We start from the raw sequence: 20,180 nt of genomic DNA, 5'->3' as shown, positions 1-20,180 counted from the left end.
TTTAAATTAAAGGCCGAAGTCAGTGATTCTACTGGATATTAAAGTCTTATATTAACCCAAATTTAACTTCCTAAACCTCAGCCGCTATGATCAGACTACTACTGGCATTTGCGCTGGTGATACCGCTGCATATCAGTGCACAAGTCACCCAGCGTAACATTCTTGCCCAAAAGTATACGCAGAGCGCATTCAGCGAAGCCCTCATCCCGCTCGATCAATGGGCCCCCTACCCCAAAACACCCGAAGAATGGCGAAGCAAAACCGACCCGGCGCAGCTAGCGAAAATCATTCAAACCGGCGAAGAAGCGCTGGAAAAGCCTATTGCCGCCGTTTCGGCCAGCCTCCTGCTCGATTTTACCCGCAGCGGTGACCGCGAAAGGCATTCGGCAGCGTCGTTTGGGCGGAGAAATCAGCTGATGAGCCTTGTGCTAGCAGAAGCCGCGGAAGGCAAAGACCGTTTCACGGAAACCATCCTGAATTCAGTATGGGCGATTTGCGAGGAAACTTACTGGGGCGTGCCGGCGCATTTGAGTGTACAAAAAGCCAAAAACGGTCTGCCCGACGCCCAGGACCCGACTGTCGACCTTTTCGGCGCCGAAACGGCAGCCGTCCTAGCCCTTACCGATTATTTTTTGGGAGAAAAACTCGATAAGATCTCGCCGCTCATCCGCCCGCGCATTTATGCTGAAACCAACCGGAAAATATTCGAACCGCTGCACGACGCTCAGCGCTACGGCTGGCTGAGTACCACTAAACCGGTGAATAACTGGAACCCGTGGATCGTGTCGAACCTGCTCATTGCCGATCTGTTGCTGGAAAGGGATCTGCAAAAACGCGGCGCCAACGCATACCAGTACATGGTGTTCCTGGATCGCTATTTCAACAGCCTGGGCGACGACGGCGGCTGCGACGAAGGACCAAGCTACTGGTTTGCCGCCGGAGCCAGCGCCTACGACGCGCTGGCGATCCTCGAAAGCGCCACAGATGGCAAAATTGGCATTTACGACAACGATCTGATCCGCAAAATGGCCACCTATGTTTACAAAGTCCACATTGCCGACGACTATTTCGTAAACTTCGCCGACGCCGATCCGAAACTGAAACCGGACGGCCTCATGCTCTACCGCTTCGGCGAGGCCGTAAATGACCCGGCGCTGGCCGCTTTCGGCGAGTGGGCTTACGGGCGGTTTGGAGCGGTGGCCGGCGGGGAGGGCTTTCACCGGCCGCGGAAGATATGGAACCTGCTCACGACCTCGGAATTGAAGCAGGATCAAACCAAAACCTATGAACCGGTGGCGCATTCCTGGCTGTCGGACATTGAGGTGCTGACGGCGCGCTCGGCCAATGGCCTTTACCTCGCCACCCACGCCGGGCACAATGCCGAAAGCCACAATCACAACGACGTGGGCGATTTCATCGTGTATGCCGACGGCGAGCCGGTCATCGTGGACGCGGGCCGGGGCAACTACACCGCGCGCACGTTTTCGCCAAGGCGCTACGAGCTCTGGTTTACAAGATCGGAATACCATAATGTGCCGATTGTCAATGGCTTTGGCCAACCGGCCGGCAAGCAGTACAATGCGCGGAATGTAAAAAGTAATGTCTCCGACAAAGAAGTGTCGCTCGCGATGGACATTGCGCCGGCATTCGCGCCGGAAGCGGGCGTGCAAACGTGGAACCGCAGTGTGAAGCTGAATACGGTTAAAAACGTCGTGGAAGTTGCTGACGACTACATATTGAAGCAGAAGCCGGATTCATTGCAGCAGATATTCATGACCGTCTGCAAAGTCGACACCGGCACGCCGGGCAAAATCATCCTGACCACGCCCGGTAAAAAATCGGTTTCGCTCACTTATGATCCCAGGCAATGGTCCGTTTCCACCGAGTTGCCTTCCACCGACGGAATGGAATACAGAAGTTTCAAAACCAAGTGGGACGGCAATCCGGTGACGCGCATTGTACTCACCAGCAAAGCCCTGAAACCCAAAGGCAAACATAGTTTCGTCATTACTAAATCCTGAACCGCCCCATGAACCTATCCCGCAGAGATTTTATCGTCCGCAGCGCCCTCGCCGGCAGCATTATTCCTTCATTAACTCAGGAAACATTCGCACGGCCCGCTCATGCGGCGGATGATCTTAAAGTCAATATTTTCTCCAAACATCTGCAATTCCTTAACTACCAGGACATGGCCGAAGCGGCCAGAGAACTCGGCTTCGACGGCATTGACCTGACCGTGCGCCCCAAAGGCCACGTGTTGCCCGAAAAAGTGGAAACAGACCTCCCGCTGGCCGTGGAAGCGATGAAAAAGGTAGGGCTTGCGCCGCAAATGTTCTGCACTGCCGTGGAGGATGCCGCCAACCCGGTCGATAAAAAACTGCTCGAAACGGCCGCCAAACTGGGCTTCAAATATTACCGGATGAACTGGTACCGCTACAACGAGCAGAAAAGCATTCCCGAGCAGCTCAGCGAATTTGGCGGCAAAATGGCCGGTTTGAGCCAACTGAATGAAAAGTTGGGCATTAACGGGTGTTACCAAAACCATTCGGGCAGGATGGTGGGCGCTTCGATGTTCGAAATATGGCAGATCCTTCAAAAGGCCAATCAGCAAACAATGGGCGCGCAATACGACATTCGTCACGCGACAGTTGAAGGCGGGCTTTCGTGGCAAACCGGCTTTAACCTGATCCGGCCGCACATCAAAACGATCGTGATCAAGGATTTTTACTGGGAGAAAAACAGCAGCGGCAAATGGGCCGTAAAAAGCGTGCCGCTGGGCGAGGGAATGGTGGATTTTAAAACCTATTTCAAACTGCTGAAAGATTTGCAGGTGAATGTGCCGATTTGCCTCCACCTTGAATACCCGCTGGGCGGGGCCGACCAGGGTGCGTATCAGATCACGGTGGATAAAAAAGTCGTTTTCGATGCGATGAAACGTGATTTACAGAAACTGAAAGATCTCTGGGCCGCCGCATAACACCCGCCGCATCCATGAAACTAACGCCCATCCTCCTATCCGCCGCGTTTGCGGCGCTGTGCGGTTTTGTGATCAGCTCGCATTCTGCCGACCAGAACTGGCCGGAATATAATGGCGACGGTGCCCGAAGCCATTATTCGGCATTAGGCCAGATCACGAAGGATAATGTAACGCAACTGCAAGTCGCGTGGACGTACGCGTCGGGCGGTGCGGATACCAACCGGAACCGTACACAAATGCAATGCAACCCGATCGTGGTGGATGGTATTTTGTACGGCGTTTCAGCCGGGATACAGGCCTTCGCAGTGAATGCAGCGACTGGCGAGGAGATTTGGAAAACCAATTTAAAGGACAATGCCGGAACGCTGTCCCGGGGCGTTACCTATTGGTCGGAAGGCAATGAAAAGCGCATCTTTTTCGGGGCTGGAAAATACATTTACGCATTGAATGCAGCCGATGGCTCATCAATATCAACCTTTGGAGTAAGCGGACGCATTGATCTGCGGATAGGCATCGGGCGTCCCGGCGCCGACGACTACATTACTTCGAATACACCCAATACCATTTACAAAAACCTGCTGATCACCGGAGCGCGCGTCAATGAAAACGAAACGGCCCTGCTCGGGGATGTGCGCGCGTACGATGTGCGTACGGGCAAGGTGGTATGGACGTTCAACACGATTCCGGCCCCTGGTGAATATGGTTCCGAAACGTGGCCTGCGAATGCGCGCGAGCATTTCGGTGGTGCCAATGCGTGGGCCGGCATGGCGATCGACCGTAGGCGCGGCATTGTGTACATTCCTACCGGCTCGGCGGCTTATGATTTTTACGGCGGCAACCGTCCGGGCGATAACCTGTTTGCAAACTGCCTCATCGCGCTCGACGCCGCCACGGGAAAACGTCTCTGGCATTACCAGCTCGTGCATCACGACATCTGGGACCGCGATCCGCCCTGCCCGCCGAACCTCGTCACCGTCACCCACAAAGGCAAGCCCGTGGACGCCGTGGTGCAGGTTACAAAGCAGGGCTACGTGTTTGTTCTCGACCGGGCGACGGGCAAACCGCTCTTCCCAATCAAAGAAACGGCATTCCATTTCCCGACCATCGCAGGCGAAAAGGTAGCGGCCACCCAGCCGATTCCCACATTGCCCGTCCCGTTCACCCGGCAGGCATTCACGGCAAAAGATTTCAACCCGTTCGTGGCTGACCGCGATTCGCTTGTTGGCCTACTTTCAAAAGCCAAGACTGGCAGCGCCTACATTCCCATTACATCCGACATGACGATCTTCTACCCGGGCACCGACGGCGGCGCGCAATGGGGCGGAGCAGCCACCGATCCGGGCGGCATCATGTACGTTCCCGCGAAGGAAATACCGGTTTACACATCACTTGTAAAAAAGAAAATTCCCGACAATGCATCCGCCGTCACCGGCGCGCAGCTATACCAAATGCATTGCGCAGCCTGCCACGGCGCCGACAAAATGGGCAATCATGACGGCTCCTATCCTTCGCTGGCCAACCTCGAAAAGCGCCTGAAACCGGCACAAATAGCAGCCGTATTGCAAAATGGCCGCGGAATGATGCCCTCTTTCACGCACATTTCCGACGCCGAACGAAAATCCATCATCGCCTACCTCAGCAACGAGGGAAGCGCAGAGGGCATTAAAATGGATTCTAAATCCAACGTTCCCTACCAGCACACGGGCTATAACCGCTGGTACGATCGCAATGGCTACCCGGTAAGCCAGCCTCCCTGGGGCACATTAACCGCCGTCGACCTCAACACCGGCCAACGAAAATGGCAGGTCCCGCTCGGCGAATATAAAGAGCTCACCGCCAAAGGAATTCCTCCCACCGGCACAGACAACTATGGAGGGCCGTTGGTGACCGCCAGCGGATTGATATTCATCGCCGCCAGCCGCGACGAGCAGTTCCGGGCCTTCGACAAAGAAACGGGAAAGCAATTATGGCACGCCGCATTGCCTGCGGCCGGCTACGCATCGGCAAGTACCTATTCAGTGAGCGGCCGGCAATATGTCGTCATAGCCTGTGGCGGCGGGAAGTTGAATACGAAATCCGGAGATCGGTATGTGGCATTTGCGTTGCCGTAATATTGGAAGAAGTAAATGCCGTCAGGCATGCGATATCGGTAGCAAAAGACGGAGATCCAACGTCCGCGCAATGCCCTTGGGCATGTAACAACACCGCGTTGCTACAACTTGGTTGTTGCATCCCTAACGGGATTGGGTACGGTTTGCGAGTTGATATCCCTACCAACATTAAATCGCTACGCGATTCGACCATAATGCCGATTTCTTTTCTTCCGTTGTCATGGCGAAACGCGCCGATGTTAGTCAATAGAATATTATTGGGTCAAAATCTCCTATCAATCCTAAACATCCTGCAGTGGCTCCTTGCTCAGTTTTCGGGGAAGGTTACCTTTGCGTCAAAGCAAAATTTTTAAAACTATGCCTTCAAAAATTCTCAATGTCGGTTTAATCGGTTTCGGTTTGTCGGGGCGGTATTTTCATTCGCCGTTTCTGAGTACCAACCCGAATTTCAAGATCAAAACGGTGGTCGAAAGGTCCAAAAACGAGGCGCAGGAATTTGATCCGTCGATCGGCAATGCGCGGTCGGTGGAAGAGCTGCTCAGCGACGAGGAGATCGACCTGGTTTTCATTTGCACACCCAACGATACCCATTTCGAATACGCGATGGACGCGCTCCAGAACGGCAAGCATGTGGTGATCGAAAAGCCGTTTTCCGCTACCGAAGAGGAAGCCCGTGAGCTTGTAAAAGTGGCCGGAGAAAAAGGGCTGATCCTTACCGCCTACCAAAACCGCCGCTGGGATTCCGACTTTCTCACCATTCAAAAACTACTTGGTGAAGGTAAACTCGGCGATATTATCGAATACGAATGCCGCTACGACCGCTACCGCGAAGCCGTGGCCGGCTCATGGAAAGAGCGCGCCGTGCCCGTGGGCGGCAATGTGTACAACCTCGGCCCGCACCTGATCGACCAGGCGCTGGTACTGTTCGGCGAGCCAGAAACCGTCACAGCCGATATCCGGATTGTACGCCCGAACAGCGAAATCGACGATTATTTCGATATCCGCCTGGGCTATCCCGACAAGTCGGTGATCGTGAAGTCGAGCCTGATGGTATACGAAAACAAGCTGCGTTACGTCCTGCACGGTACCAAAGGGTCGTTTATCAAAGGCGGCCTCGATCCGCAGGAGGAGACATTGCGCCAAAACGTGCTGCCTACCGAAAAACCGTGGGGCGTGGAGCCGGAAGATCGCTGGGGCACGTTGTACAGCGAGGCGTTCACAGGCATTGTGGAGAGCGAAGCGGGCGATTACATGCCATTTTACCAGAATGTTTACGACGCGATCGTAAACGGTGCCGAGCTGGCTGTGAAGCCGGAAGAGGTGCTGCGCACTTGCCGGGTGATTGACCTGGCATTCCAAAGCAGCAACGAAAAGAAAGTATTGGCTTATTAAACGGCCATTGTAAAATAGCAAAAGGCAGTCCGGAATGTCCGTACTGCCTTTTTTAGTGCCAATTAGCAGGCTATGATTATTTGATAACTGCTGTTACCTGACGTTTTGTTTCAGTCGAGATCGCGAATGGTTTTGTAGAGATTTCGCTGCCATTGTTGATTACGAAGCTGTAATTTCCGTCTGCCAGGTTCGACAGGTCGAAGATCTTAGTGTAGTTTTCAGACTTAGGGATCGATGTGCTGTAAACGATTTGTCCTGTGTAGTCTTTTATAACCAGTGAAGATCTTTCTTTTACGTTTTCAAGAGACAATTTGAATTTCAATTCTGCACCTGAAACCAGCTCGATAGATGCGCTGTTTTCTTTTACTTTATCAGCAGCGATTGAAAGATTTGCAGTTGATACTCCCACCAAAACTGCGATTGCCAAGATAGTTTTTTTCATTTTATTCTAATGTTTTAATGTCCGAATCAATGTGTCCTTTTTGTACTTTTCAGGCATTTACCCGATTAAGTTCGCTGAGCTTCTTTGCGTTTCCGTATTTTGCTCTTTGGACAATACAAAGGTACCCAACATTGTGATTAAAAGTCAATAAGGGCAGTTTTGAATAGCGAAAGTTCCTTTTTGAGTGATGCATTAATATTGGAATAATTATATGTTTATAAGAAAAGTACAGCAAGTCGTTCGAAATTTGCCAGTTCTATTGGAATAATACAATTGCCTGATATTTGCACTTTTTAAATATTTTTGAATAGTATACTCATTTAATGGAATTTGCCACGAAGGCACCGCAGCGGCGGACCGTGAATATTCACGAAGCTACTGAATTCGTGCTTATTCACGGTCCGCCGCTGCGGAACAGTCTTCGTGGCAAAAAACTCAGCAATACTTAAAGTATTTCGCGATACCGTCCGTCTACCAATCTGTAATAGTTCAAAATCCCCCTTTTGTCGCAGAAAAAGCCAAATATCATCCAAACCGTCGCGTCCTATGGCAAGCAATTGCTGGGATTTATCCGGCAGCGTGTGAATACCGATGAGGATGCGGAGGATATTTTGCAGGATGTATGGTTCCAGCTCAGCACCGTGCCGGAGATCGAGGCGATCGAGCAGATGAGCAGCTGGCTCTACCGCGTGGCCCGGAACCGCATTATCGATAAATACCGGAAACAGAAACCGGAGTCGCTCGAAGATTTTGGTTATGAAGACGAAGACGGCGAGTTTCATTTCAAAGACATCCTGCTCGCCGACGACCATACACCCGAAACAGCCTATCTCAAAGACCTTTTCTGGGAGCAACTGAGCATTGCCCTCGACGAGCTGCCCGAAAATCAGCGGCAGGTTTTTATCTGGAATGAACTCGAAGACCAGACATTCCAGCAGATTGCCGACCGGACCGGAGAGAATATTAAAACCTTGATTTCCCGCAAACGCTACGCCGTCCGCCACCTGCGCGAACGGCTCGAAAGCGTGTACCGGGAGTTTGTAAAATATTAAATTTGTTGACCATGATGAACCCGCAAAAAAGAAGATTTCGGCTCGCGCTTCCGGTTTTTATCCTGATCGCGGCCCTCGGTTTCGGAGCGATTGTACAATGGCTCTGGAATGCGGTGTTGCCCGCTGCTGCCAATTTCAACACCATCACCTATTGGCAAGCGGTAGGCTTGTTCGTGTTGTGCAAAATACTTTTCGGCGGTTTCAAAGGACCGGGCGGGCATCCGCACCGGCACAAATGGCAGCGGTTCAACGGCCGGTTTGGCCGCGGAGGCCGCGAGGAAATGCGGGCCTGGAAAAGTAAATGGATGAAAATGACCGACGAGGAGCGCATCCGGTTTCGTCAGGAAATGTGGAACCGGCGCCGTAAACCGCCTGAAAACTGGTAACTTACAAAACCCCGGTCGGAAGCCGGGGTATACTTTTTTGCTGCATTTAAAGTATTTTTTTCGATCGGACGTCTGCATCATGGAAGGCGCAATCAGCGCACCAGTATTCATCGAAACCAGACAAGATCATGTTCATCGTCATTCTAAAAACAATAGCAACCGCCATCCTCGCAGGTCTGTTCCTGTTCGCCCTCCCGTTCCTGATATTCAAAGCCGTTTTCTGCTTTTTGTTCCTCGGACTACTATTCAGGCTTTTTGCGGGACGGCGCCGCTTCCGCAGGTGGCAACATCGCCATGCCGGTGTTTATGACAGCGACTTCGGCGGACAGCAACGCGAATTCCTTACCGACCGTTTTGGCAAGCTGCCCCAGAGAGTTTAACGAAGTATTTATTCAATCAACAAACAAATAACAATACCATGTGTGACAACAGATTTGGACGTCGCGGCTTCGGAATACGCCACGACTTTTATCACAGACCTTTCGGACAGCAGCGCGATTTCCGCGTACCAGTTAACATCGTCAAAAACGACGACAGCTACGAAATGTTCGTTTTCGCGCCCGACCGCAATAAGGAAGATTTCAAAATCAATGTTCAGGGACTCGAACTCACGGTTTCTTATGAACTAAAAGACAAGCTGAACGACAAGCGCAACTGGCTCAGGCAGGAGTTCAGCAAAAGCGCCTTCCAGCGGACGTTTATGATCGACAATACGGTGGATACCGAAAACATCCGCGCGGAATACACCAATGGCATCCTGCAACTCACGCTGCCGATCATTCCCGGCTCCGAGCGGGCTTCGCAGGAGATTAGCGTCCATTAGCATTTAATCACTTCATCAACTAAGAAAGCCCCGGCATAGCTACCGGGGCTTTTCTGATTACAAACGCTTAACAAATACTGGTTTTTGACCAAATGTCATTTATAAGCAGGGTCCTGAACGAGCGTAGCCGCACCTCCTTTGTACGACCGGTCGATCGCCTCCTGCGGGATCGGGAAGAATTCGTTTTTGCCTTTGGTGAACACAGCGCCTTTTTTATAAACCCGCTTGTTGGACTCTACGGCCACGTAGGCATTCAGCGTTTCAGCCGCAATGCCCCAGCGTTGCAGGTCGAAGAAGCGGTGGCCTTCCATCGCAAATTCCAGACGGCTTTCGAAACGCACGGCTTTCCGTGCCGTGGCGGCGTCTGTCCAGGGCTGGTCGTAGGTTTTGATCACATAATTGGCGGCGGGCTCATTCATCACGGCATAATCGTCGCGTGATTTGGCCCCCTGAACAGCTTTTTTCACAAAACCGGCGGGGTTAGCAGCCCGGGTACGGATCTGGTTTACGAGTTTTCGCGCATTTTCCAGATTACCAAGCTCCACCTCGCATTCGGCCAGCCACAGCAGGATCATGCCGTAGCGCATGATGCGGTAATTGTTGCTCGAAAGGTTACCCCAGCCATTGATCCCGAAGCCCGCTTTTTCAGAAATGTGCTTTTTGGGCGAATAGGGGCCTGCATACGTTTGGTCGCGAATGAAGTCGCTTCCGTGGATTTTGAAATCTTTAAACAGAATGCCGCGGCGGCCGACGGTCTGGTCCAGACGAGGGTCGAGCGTGCCTGTGTAGGGTTCGAAAGGATCGGAGTATTTCAGGCCCTGGTCGTTTTTCACATCGCTGTCATTAAACGTATCCAGCAACGGCAAGCCATTTGCGCCGGTTTTGAATGCATTCACGAGGTTTTGCGAGGGCTGATAAAATCCGCAGCATCCCCACGGGTCAATGTAAGGGTGCGCCAGACCTACGCCTGCATCGGCCGCATCGCCGGATGCGCTGGAAACTGCATATTGAATTTCAAAAATCGATTCCGCATTGTTTCGCGTCGCGATCAGGAAGTTGTCCTCAAACTTAGGCGCCAGGGTAAACTTGCCGGAAGCGATGATTTGTTCCAGAATCGGCTTTGCTTTCTGCAATACCGCCACATTGGCCGCACCGGTCGAGATATTCCAGCCCTGATACATGTATGCCTTCGCCAGAAACGCAAGAGCAGCCCATTTGGTAGGCCTACCGACCTGCGACTGCACTTCCGGAAGCCCTTCCGATGCTGCTTTAAAGTCCGCTTCGATCATCGGCCACACATCTTTGTCGTTCGGGATCTTGGTACTTTCCAGATCATCGAGTTTGTAAATCGTTTCGTCGATGTACGGAATCGTTTTCCACATTTTCTTGGCTTCGAAATGGAAAAGCCCGCGCAGGAACCGCGCCTCGGCAGTGATCTGCTTTCTGCGTGCGTCGCTGATCGCCGGTACTTCGGCCATTGTATTTATGACGTCGTTCGTGCGCGCCACGCCTTTGAACAGCCCGCGCCATTTGTTCCGGATGTGGTTATTGGTAGGTTGGAAGTCCCATTTTTCAATGAACGACTGCTCGGGCTGGTCACCGGCGTCGGTGCCTTTGTAGGAGTCATCGGAAGCAAGCCCGCCGAAGACCCAGCTCTGAATGTCGTTATTCCACGAATCCTGGCCGTCCAGGCCCTGTCCGTCGATCATCGCGTAGGCGCCCACGAGCAAACCTTCCACCCCGGCAGGCGTTTTGAGGGCTGTCGGGCTATATTGGCCTTGTGGATCGCGGCTCAGGAATTCGTCCTTACAAGCAGACACAATCCCGATCGCCAGCCCCACCGAAAGCATGTATTTAAAGATTTTGGTATCCATATGGTTTGAATAGTTAAGATCGATGAAAAAACTGGTTGTCAGAATGATACATTCAGGCCGACCAGGAATGTCCTCGACACGGGCATGTAGCCGCCGTCGAAACCGAGTGTCCGGTCTTCACCCGTCTGGATTTCGGGGTTCAAACCTGAATAGTTGCTGACGGTGAACATGTTCTGTCCCTGCACGTATATCTGTGCATTGCTGAAACCGATCTTGGCGGCGATGTTTTTGGGCAAAGAGTAAGTTAGCTGCACGTTTTTCAGACGGAAGTAGGTGCCTTTTTCAACAAAATAGCTGGAAGGGCGGCTGCTGATCTGATCGTCGGCATCCATAATGGGCACGGTACCTTCCTTATGGTCCGGCTGCCAGGCGTCATACAAGGCACGTTTCGCACGGTTACCCTGGAAAGTGTTGAAATCCGTGAAATAACGCAGATAGCTGAATATTTCGTTACCTACCACACCATTACCGAACACGGTCAGGTCAAAAGCTTTGTATCCCAAATTCACATTCACACCATATACAAAATCGGGGTGTGGATTACCGATTACCGTACGGTCGTCGTCGGTAATTTTGTTATCTCCGTTAATGTCGGCGATTTTGAATTTGCCCGCTTTGTTGTACGAGCCATAAGGCGCCCAGGCTTTGGCCTCCTCGTCGGACTGGAAAATACCGAGCACTTTATAACCGTAGTACGACGAAATCGGCAGTCCTGCCTGTGTGAGCGTCACGGCCGGCACGCGCGAGCCGGCTCCAAAATATTTGGTATTATCGCTTTCATCGAGCTTGTCCACGGTATTGCGGTACATCGAGTAATTGAACGAAGCGCCATAACGCAGCTCACCTTTCAAAGCCGTGTTGCGGTACGACAATCCGAGGTCGATCCCCTTGTTGGTCATCTGCCCTACGTTGAACGAAGGCGCATTGGCATCTCCGGCGGTGTAGGTGATCGGCGTCGAAAAGAGCATATCGGTCGTTTTCCGGTTCCAGAAGTCCAGTTCGAGGGTCAATGCGTCGTTCAGGAAGGTCGCGTCCAGGCCGAGGTTGTTAGAAGTGGTGGTTTCCCATTTCGCATTCGGGTTACCGAATGATGCGGCGTCGTAGCCGATCGTCGGTTGACTGGCCGATCCGTCGATCGGATAACCGGCGTTGAAGATATTGGCCCGGTATGTGGTATAGGCATTGTAGTCCCCGATTTTCTGGTTGCCTGTTTTACCCCAGCCGTAGCGCAGTTTCATGTCCGTAATGAAGCCCACCGACTTCATGAAGTTTTCATCGGACAAACGCCAACCGAGGCTAAATGCCGGAAATACCGCACTTCTGGATGCTTGCTGAAAACGGGAGGACGCGTCGTTCCGCAGGATAAATTGGAAAAGATATTTGTCCGCGTAAGCATAGTTCACTTTCCCGAATTGCGAATAGAGGCTGTAATCGCGGTTCACACCACCAAAATTGGTCGCTTTCGTAGCATCGCCGAGGTTGAGATAATTAATAATGGAAGGTATTTCAAAGGCATATCCCTGGCGGCTGGCCCCGAATTCCTCCGCAAACTCACGGATAGCCTCCACGCCTACATAAGCATCCACTTTGTGGTTCGTCCCAAAATTGTGCGAATAGCTCAGCGTGTTGGTCCAAACCCATTGATAAGAATAATAATCCGTCGAAGTGGACCCATTGTTGAAGCTCCCCTCTACATATTCGGGGTTAGCGCGGCCAATGTACCGGCCCCGCTGGCTCACACCGTCAATACCCAAACTGGTTTTAACCGTCAGATTGGGAATAATATCGAACTCTCCGTACACATTACCGAATGCACGCAGGCGGTAAGTGCGGTTATCCTGCTCGCGGAACAACGTCGCATAAGGATTGGAGTTGTTACCCAGGTTGGCTCCGCGCGAACCGGCGAAGTTACCTTTAATGTCATAAATCGGAAGCAGCGGATGGTGCTTGTAGCTACCTGAAACCGCATTTTGTTCCTGGTTATTTCCAAACCCCCCCTTCCTGTTATCGAACGACACCGCCAGGTTCTCTCCTACCCGGAATCGCTTGTTGGCAGTCGAAAACTCGGTGTTGGCGCGGACAGTGTAACGGTCGTAACCGATGAATTTAACCACGCCATCCTGACTGAAATAGCCGACCGACAATGCATATCGGCTGTTTTCCGTACCACCGGTGGCCGAAAGCTGGTAATTCTGAATAGGCGCCGAGGTGGTCAGCTCCCGCCACCAGTTGGTATCGGCGGCTTTGGTGATGGCGTAAATGTTACCTGGCACAAGCGAGTATTTGGCGGGATCTACATCCGGCGTACCTTCCTTACCCTTGCTGGGAAACACGTAATCGGGCACTGTAACCTCGCCGTTCGGGCCAAATGTGTATTGCCCATGCGACGGTGTTTTGCCTGCATATTTGTCGGCCAGGTACAAATAGCGGCCCAGTTCCTCGGCATTCAGGGCTTCTACTTCTTTGTACGCCTTTTGTGTTCCATAATAAGCGTTGAAAGAGATCACCGGCTTGCCGATTTTACCGCGTTTGGTCGTAATGATAACGACCCCATTCGCCGCGCGCGAACCGTAAATGGACGCCGACGACGCATCTTTCAGGATCTGGATCGTCTCGATGTCGTTGGGATTAAGGTTACCCTGGTTTTCAGTCGGCACGCCATCGATGATGAACAGCGGGTCGTTGTTACCGATCGTACCGAATCCCCGTATACGCACCGTTGCATTACCGCCGGGCGTTGCGTCGTTCACGATGTTCAAACCCGAAGCCCGGCCCTGCAACTGCTGGGCAAAAGTAGTGGCCGGCACCGATTGAAGGTCCTTGGCATTAACAGTCGTAACCGAACCCGTAATGTCACGCCGCGATTGTGAGCCGTAACCGGTCACAATCACTTCTTCCAGCGCGCTAACGTCGCTGGCCATCGAAACGTCGATCACGGTCCGATTGCCAATCGCCACATCTTTGGCGGTGTAACCAATAAACGAAAACACGAGAATCTGCGCAGTGGCAGGCACTTTAATGGAATACCGGCCATCTGCATCGGTGGTGACGCCAATCGAAGTCGAGCCTTTTAGTGTGACGGAAGCTCCTGGCAAGCTTGAACCGGATTGTTCATCCATCACCTTTCCGGTAATGGTCATATCCTGCGAAAAAGCCGTCAGAGAGATGAGGAAAAGCAGCACGCAGCAAATCAGCCTGCTTCCCAGGTGAAGGTAGTGTTGTTTCATCGTATTTAGTCAGGTTAATATAATTATGCAATTCAAAAATATTGATTTGAAATCATTAAATAATCTAATACCAATGAAATAAATTCATAAGAATACAGAATTGAATTATTCCAACACTAAACGCGATCGCTGATTGATTTTTTCCAAGAAAACACGGCTAACATCTCTAAATTTTTAATCCAATTTTAATCTCGTCATTTTAATTGTCATAAATACAACTAACACTAAGTCAGATACTTATAGTGATATATAAGTTACATTTTAATTACACTCATAATGACCTATGCGATGATTAAACGCCAGGCAGCCCCAAGTCAGCGCACTATTGGAGATATAATATAATTAACTTAAAGATGACAAAACAACGCATGAAATACCATCGTCAAAAAATTAGAATATTCACATTTACAAACAAGGCCATTATGACATCCGACTGACTACTCAATCGGACATCATAACGGCCTTCTATGGCAAACAAATGCTGTTTACTTCGCCTGTCTTTTCCCGCCTTTGGAGTTGATAATGGTTATGGAAGAAACATATTCCGGCACAAACAACGTGTGGCTCGATTGAGACAGAAACGATGAACCGTAACCCGGCTCTTCCTTTCTGGACTTGCCATTTTTAAAATGTAAAATGACAGACGTTTCCCCATCGGCTAAATCCACCTTTCGAACGGCTTTTTGCGCTTCGTGAAAACGAATCATGTCCCGGTTTTGGGAGGTCGCGGAAAGGTATTTACCATTGGCTGATGCGAGGCGAACGAGCGCTTTCATGTTACCGGGAGCCATATATCCACTCTCTAAAATACTCAGCGGATGGAAATTACCCTTGCCGTCGCCTTTCAGCACCAGGCCGTACATCGCATCGTACCGCCCTACCGACACTTCTGAGCCATAATCGTTGCCCGAAAGCATGAGATCGAGGTTACCATCCTGATCAAAATCATCGGCAATCATCCCGAAAAGGGGGGCGAATTGCGCCTGAACGGGTAATTCGCGAATCGTGAATTGATTGTTGCCAAGGTTTTCAATGTAGCTGCTTTTCATCCACGTGGCCGACAAATGCAAGGCATCTTTCAGCTCCTCCGGTTTCAGAATTTGCGTCAGCGTCGTTTCCGCGAATTTTCCATATTCCTGGAAGCGCTGGCGCACTTGTATTACCTGCTTGCCCATGTCGTCGCGGGTGTTATACGGAAACTCCTTGTAGCTATCATCCTGCGCCCGGTAAAAAATGGTCGGTATCGCATCGAAATAGCCGTCATTGTTGAAATCTTTCGCATACACGCTCACGGGGCGACTTTCCGAAGCCCGGCTCAGCGTGTTCACGCCCAGGTTTCCGCCAATATAATCCATATCGCCGTCGTTGTCGAAATCGCCCGCTGCGAGGCTGCCCCACCAGCCTTTTTTGGCTTCCAGGCCCGTGGCTACCTTTTTGAATTTACCCTTTTCGTTTTTCAGGAATGTCGGCGCCATCCATTCACCTGCCAGCAGGAGGTCGGCCCAGCCGTCGTTGTCATAGTCTGTCCAGAGCGCATCGCAAACGAGGCCGATTTCAGCCAAATCAGGCGCTACCGCCCGCGTGACATTTGAGAATCGCACAAGATCGCCTTTTGAATCGTTACGCAGAATGTAACTCGAAACCGGTTTGGGATACTTCCCCGACTCCACCCGGCCTCCGACGAACAAATCCAGGTCGCCGTCGCGATCGAAATCGACGGCTTTCACGCACGAGCCATTCACCAGAAACGCGGGCAATGCTGCGGTATCCTGCTTAAACTGACCCTTTCCGTCATTCAGATACAATACATTCCGCAATGCTTCGGACCCTTCCTGTATTTCGTAACTTCCACTGACAATGTAGAGGTCAAGGTCTTTGTCCAGATCCGCATCGAACAGCAACACACCCATATCCTCGGATGCCTTTTCAAGCCCGTCGGCGCCCGGAAGGAGGTCGGCCACGGTAAATTTACCATCCGGCTGTTGGAGGAGAAAACGCCCTTTGTTCTGGTACGCCCCGCCTACAAATACATCTTCCAACCCATCGCCATTCACATCACCCGCAGCAAGTGCCGGACCGTATTGCGACATTTTATGAGGCAATAATTTCTGCACATTGAAGTCGATCACGTCCATTTCTGAATGCTTGTACGACACATTCAATTCGCTGGTAATGTCCTTAAATAACGGAATAGCCGGCGTTTTGCGATCCCCAGGCGCAGCCCCGGCGTCTTTTTCACGAACTACCAGCGTTTGATTTCCTTTCACATTTTTCAAAACCTGCGTTTTACCACCAGGCCACGTCACTTTCACTTCCTGCACAGCGCTTTCTTTGCCCAGACCGAAATGCAGAACAGGCTCTACCGTGGAAAGATACCCACGGTAAGGCGAGTTTTCGGCTACCTGTTTCTTACCGTTCGCTAATGTAATTTCCGCAATGGCCCCTATCCCAGCGCCATTGTAACGCTCACCCTTAAACGCAATCCGCAGATAATTGCTTTCCTGAGGCCTGAGTTGAATGCTGTTGTTGCGATAAACCATCGCCGAATCGTTGATATTATTGACGATGTAATCAAGGTCACCGTCGTTATCGAGGTCCGCGTAAGCTGCGCCGTTCGAAAAGCCGGGCGTTTCGATGCCCCAATCTTTACTCACATCTTCGAAGGTCAGATCGCCTTTGTTCTTAAATGCAAAATTCGTGATCCTGACGCTCGGAATGTAGTCGAGCATCATCATGGGGGCCATGATGCTTGACACTTCGTTGCGGTAAGCGATGAAGTCAAGATCGGTAATATCCCTCGGGAAGCCGTTGGTGATGATCATATCCCGAAGGCCGTCGTTGTCGAAATCAGTGACCATCGGTGTCCAGCTCCAATCCGTTTCCGCTACCCCGCTCAGCAATCCGATTTCACTGAAAACCGGCGATTTATCCTCCGGAACGGCACTTCCCATGTTTAGTTGCAGCGTATTCCGCGCCACCTGATACTGATAACCGAACAGTTCGTTGTTCTGATAAGTCACATAACTGTTAGCCGGCGTCATCATTTTTTTGCGGCGGTTAGTGGCGGGCATCATATCTACGGCCACGACGTCCATCAGGCCGTCATTGTTCAGATCGGCCACGTCGTTACCCATCGCCGAATGCGAAGTGTGCTTGAAATAGGTCGGCGCGCGATCCGTGAATGTCCCGTTGCCATTGTTTATGTAAAGCAGGTCGTTCGTAAGGTAGTCGTTCGTGATGTACACGTCCTTCCAGCCATCCTGATTCACGTCCGTCACGTTGATTCCCAGGCTGTAACCTTCAATGAGAACCCCCGCCTCACGGGACACGTTGGTGAACACGGGATGGTTAAGCTTCGCGTCCCAATCATTGCGATAAAGGCGATCGGTGCGCCGCGACGATCCGTCGACGATTTTTTTGTGATACTTATTAGGGAAATTGTTGTCGTCCATCTCGTTCACGATCAGGAACAGGTCCAGATCGCCGTCGTTGTCGTAATCGAAGAAAGCCGCATTCGTGGTGTGGGTGGTGTCGGCAATGCCGTATTCCTTTGCCATTTCCTTGAAAACCGGCACTTTATCGGCATTCAGGCCCTGGTTTACATACAAAAGATTTTCCCGCTGCTGCGCCGACTTCCGCACGGACGCACACACGTAAATATCGAGCAGATTGTCGTGATTAATATCCACCAGAGCCACGCCAGTCGACCATTTGTCTTTTGGTGCCACGCCCGCCTGGTCCGTAACGTCTTCAAACTTAAAATCTCCCTTGTTGAGATACAGCTTGTTGGGCGTAGTATTACCGGTAAAATACACGTCTGGCAGACTATCATTGTTGAAATCTCCCAGCGCAACCCCGCCGCCATTGTACACATATTCAAATGCCAGGATATTCATCGTATCGTTTTCCGCGATGCGATTGGAGAAATGGATACCCGTTTCGCCTGCCGGCAATTCGGTGAAGGTTTTCAGCTCTTTTTTGCAGGATACCAGCAGGACAACCCCTATTAAAACGGGCAGTAAGCGTTTCGCGGACATTCGCCAGGTGCTAAAAATGATAGGATCAGGTTATTTCGGAATTGAGAAAAGGAGATGGCATTACGCCATCTCCCGTAATTAGTCAGGTTTGAAATATTTAATAACCAGGGTTTTGTTTCAGGACATCGGCGCCCTGAAGGTCGATCTGGCCTTGTGGTATCGGAAGCAATTCATATTTAGCCGCAAACTTGGCATTACCCAATGCACCCGACAGCTTTTTCGATTCGTAAGTGAGGTATGCATTGAGATCCTTGTCCGCAACGCCCCAGCGAACGAGGTCGAAGAAACGGTGACCTTCGAGCGCGAGTTCAAGTTTTCTTTCAAAACGAACCGCCATGCGCGCAGCTTCTTTGTCGGTCCATGCGGTTTTATAATTGCTGATTACATATTTCGCTGCCGGCGCACCACCTTTCTTCACAAAACCATCCGGATTAGCTGCACGGGTGCGCACCATATTCACATACTCCCTGGCCTTTTCGAGCGAGCCGGCTTCCACTTCTGCTTCGGCAGCCATAAGCAGTACGTCGGCAAAGCGGATCACCGTGTAGTTGATCGCCGTGTAGCCTGGTGTCCACGAGCTGTTATCCTGCAACGAGCCCACGTCTGTTTTGTAATAGGCGAATTTTTTGGGGCTGTAAGGACCTCCATTGGCCTGGTTACGAATCCAGTCGGCGCCGGGGTGGTCGATCCAGTCGAGGAATGGAATCCCCCGACGGCCCACCGAATGGTCGAGGCGTGGATCGAGATTACCGGCGTCAGGGGTGAATTTATCTTTTGAAAGCAAGCCCATGTCGGACACTACGGCATTTTGGTCCGTATTATAGGAGCCATTGAGCAGCGGCAGGCCATTGGCGTCGGTGCGGTGCGAGTTCACCATTTCAAAACTGGGCTGGAAGAATCCGCAGCAGTTACCGGGGCCATTCGCTCCGGTATTGTAAGGCCAGTTGAGGTCAAACTCGGGGTTCGCATTGTTCACGCTGCCCGTGTTGGCCGCCGCCTGCACCGCAAATACGGACTCCGCATTGTTGTCATTCGACGCACGGAACACATCGGCGTACTTCGGAACCAGGGCGTATTTTTTGCCATTGGTGGTTTGTCCGCTGGCAATGATCACGTCAAAAAGCGCTTTGGCTTCGGGGAATTTTTTCTGATACAGGTATGCTTTGGCAAGATATGCAGCCGCTCCCCATTTGTTGGCGCGCCCCACGGCATCCTGCGTCACAGGCAGATTATCGTAGGCATATTTAAAATCCGCCTCGATTTTCGGCCAGAGATCGGCGTCATTTTTTACTTTTTCGATACCTGAGCCATAGTCGACAGACTCATCCACGTAAGGCGTATTTCCGAATGCTTTTTTCAGCTCGAAGTAGTAGTGCCCACGCAAAAACCGCGATTCGGCAGTGATCCGTGTCTTGGTGGCGTCGGTCACCTCGGCGTCAGCCTTGGCCACGAGGCGCAACACGGCATTGGCGCGTGAAACGCCTTCGTAGTTCCCTGCCCATTTTTCGGAGATTACACCCTGCGTGCTCAGATATTCGTACCGTTGGATCGGGTTGATATCGCTGTAATCGCCCGGGTCGGTGCCTTTATTGGCATCACCGCCGCGTATACTTCCCCAAACCCAGTTGCTGGGGCTCGCCATCCGGCCACCGGCCCCTTTGCCGTTGATTTGCCCATAAACGGCGATCAGCGCACCTTCCAGACCTTTGGTTGAGGTAAGCAGACCTTCGCTCACCGCTCCGGTAGCCGGTTTTTCCAGAAAACTTTCTTTACAGGAGAATAACACCGCCATCGCCAGGGTGACGATCGCCATACTGTTGGATATGATCTTTTTCATCGATTCAGAATATTAATGATTC

Annotated in this window: 13 protein-coding genes; 8 read left to right on the top strand and 5 right to left on the bottom strand. The window is 51.5% G+C overall.

Going from position 1 to position 20,180, the window contains the following annotated elements; all coding sequences use genetic code 11:
- Positions 1-86 precede the first annotated feature (86 nt).
- The 4 genes from DFER_RS24705 to DFER_RS24685 all read left to right on the top strand — a co-directional run bounded on the left by DFER_RS24705 (position 87) and on the right by DFER_RS24685 (position 6,480).
- Positions 87-2,021, top strand: a complete 1,935-nt coding sequence (locus tag DFER_RS24705) for a heparinase II/III domain-containing protein (protein ID WP_015814400.1) — start codon at positions 87-89, stop codon at positions 2,019-2,021.
- An 8-nt stretch (positions 2,022-2,029) separates the two neighbouring features.
- Positions 2,030-2,977 carry a sugar phosphate isomerase/epimerase family protein gene (locus DFER_RS24700; RefSeq protein WP_015814399.1) on the top strand — a complete coding sequence of 316 codons (948 nt, stop codon included), beginning with the start codon at positions 2,030-2,032 and terminating at the stop codon, positions 2,975-2,977.
- A gap of 14 nt (positions 2,978-2,991) precedes the next feature.
- The gene (locus tag DFER_RS24695) at positions 2,992-5,088 is read left to right on the top strand and encodes an outer membrane protein assembly factor BamB family protein (RefSeq protein WP_015814398.1); all 2,097 of its coding nucleotides are present in this window, start codon (positions 2,992-2,994) and stop codon (positions 5,086-5,088) included.
- 357 nt (positions 5,089-5,445) lie between these two features.
- Positions 5,446-6,480: a Gfo/Idh/MocA family oxidoreductase gene (locus DFER_RS24685; protein WP_015814397.1), complete on the top strand. Its 1,035-nt coding sequence runs from the start codon at positions 5,446-5,448 to the stop codon at positions 6,478-6,480.
- Positions 6,481-6,556: 76 nt separating this feature from the next.
- Here DFER_RS24685 and DFER_RS24680 read toward each other — a convergent pair whose 3' ends face one another.
- Positions 6,557-6,922: a T9SS type A sorting domain-containing protein gene (locus DFER_RS24680; protein ID WP_015814396.1), complete on the bottom strand. Its 366-nt coding sequence runs from the start codon at positions 6,920-6,922 to the stop codon at positions 6,557-6,559.
- 503 nt (positions 6,923-7,425) lie between these two features.
- Between DFER_RS24680 and DFER_RS24675 the strand changes: the two genes are divergently transcribed.
- From DFER_RS24675 to DFER_RS24660, 4 genes are all read left to right on the top strand, one after another.
- On the top strand, positions 7,426-7,974 hold the full coding sequence (locus DFER_RS24675; protein WP_015814395.1) for an RNA polymerase sigma factor: 549 nt from the start codon (positions 7,426-7,428) through the stop codon (positions 7,972-7,974).
- Between the two features lie 11 nt (positions 7,975-7,985).
- The gene (locus DFER_RS24670; RefSeq protein WP_015814394.1) at positions 7,986-8,360 is read left to right on the top strand and encodes a hypothetical protein; all 375 of its coding nucleotides are present in this window, start codon (positions 7,986-7,988) and stop codon (positions 8,358-8,360) included.
- Positions 8,361-8,488: 128 nt separating this feature from the next.
- Positions 8,489-8,740: a hypothetical protein gene (locus DFER_RS24665; protein ID WP_015814393.1), complete on the top strand. Its 252-nt coding sequence runs from the start codon at positions 8,489-8,491 to the stop codon at positions 8,738-8,740.
- 38 nt (positions 8,741-8,778) lie between these two features.
- Positions 8,779-9,183 (top strand): Hsp20/alpha crystallin family protein, encoded by a 405-nt coding sequence (locus tag DFER_RS24660; protein WP_015814392.1) that lies wholly within the window; start codon positions 8,779-8,781, stop codon positions 9,181-9,183.
- 95 nt (positions 9,184-9,278) lie between these two features.
- Here the strand turns inward: DFER_RS24660 and DFER_RS24655 are convergent, their stop codons facing one another.
- From DFER_RS24655 to DFER_RS24640, 4 genes are all read right to left on the bottom strand, one after another.
- Complete coding sequence (locus DFER_RS24655) at positions 9,279-11,057, bottom strand: RagB/SusD family nutrient uptake outer membrane protein (protein ID WP_015814391.1); 1,779 nt, start codon at positions 11,055-11,057, stop codon at positions 9,279-9,281.
- A gap of 38 nt (positions 11,058-11,095) precedes the next feature.
- A complete protein-coding gene (locus DFER_RS24650) occupies positions 11,096-14,284 on the bottom strand; it encodes a SusC/RagA family TonB-linked outer membrane protein (protein ID WP_015814390.1) in 3,189 nt (1,062 codons plus the stop codon).
- A gap of 485 nt (positions 14,285-14,769) precedes the next feature.
- Positions 14,770-18,321, bottom strand: coding sequence for a VCBS repeat-containing protein (locus DFER_RS24645; RefSeq protein WP_015814389.1), 3,552 nt, complete (start codon positions 18,319-18,321; stop codon positions 14,770-14,772).
- 97 nt (positions 18,322-18,418) lie between these two features.
- Positions 18,419-20,158: a RagB/SusD family nutrient uptake outer membrane protein gene (locus DFER_RS24640; RefSeq protein WP_015814388.1), complete on the bottom strand. Its 1,740-nt coding sequence runs from the start codon at positions 20,156-20,158 to the stop codon at positions 18,419-18,421.
- Positions 20,159-20,180 lie beyond the last annotated feature (22 nt).

Origin of the sequence: Dyadobacter fermentans DSM 18053, from assembly GCF_000023125.1 — a bacterium.
Taxonomy (GTDB): domain Bacteria; phylum Bacteroidota; class Bacteroidia; order Cytophagales; family Spirosomataceae; genus Dyadobacter; species Dyadobacter fermentans.
The sequence above is the reverse complement of the archived record's forward strand: the minus strand, read 5'-3'. Positions and strand labels throughout refer to the sequence as shown.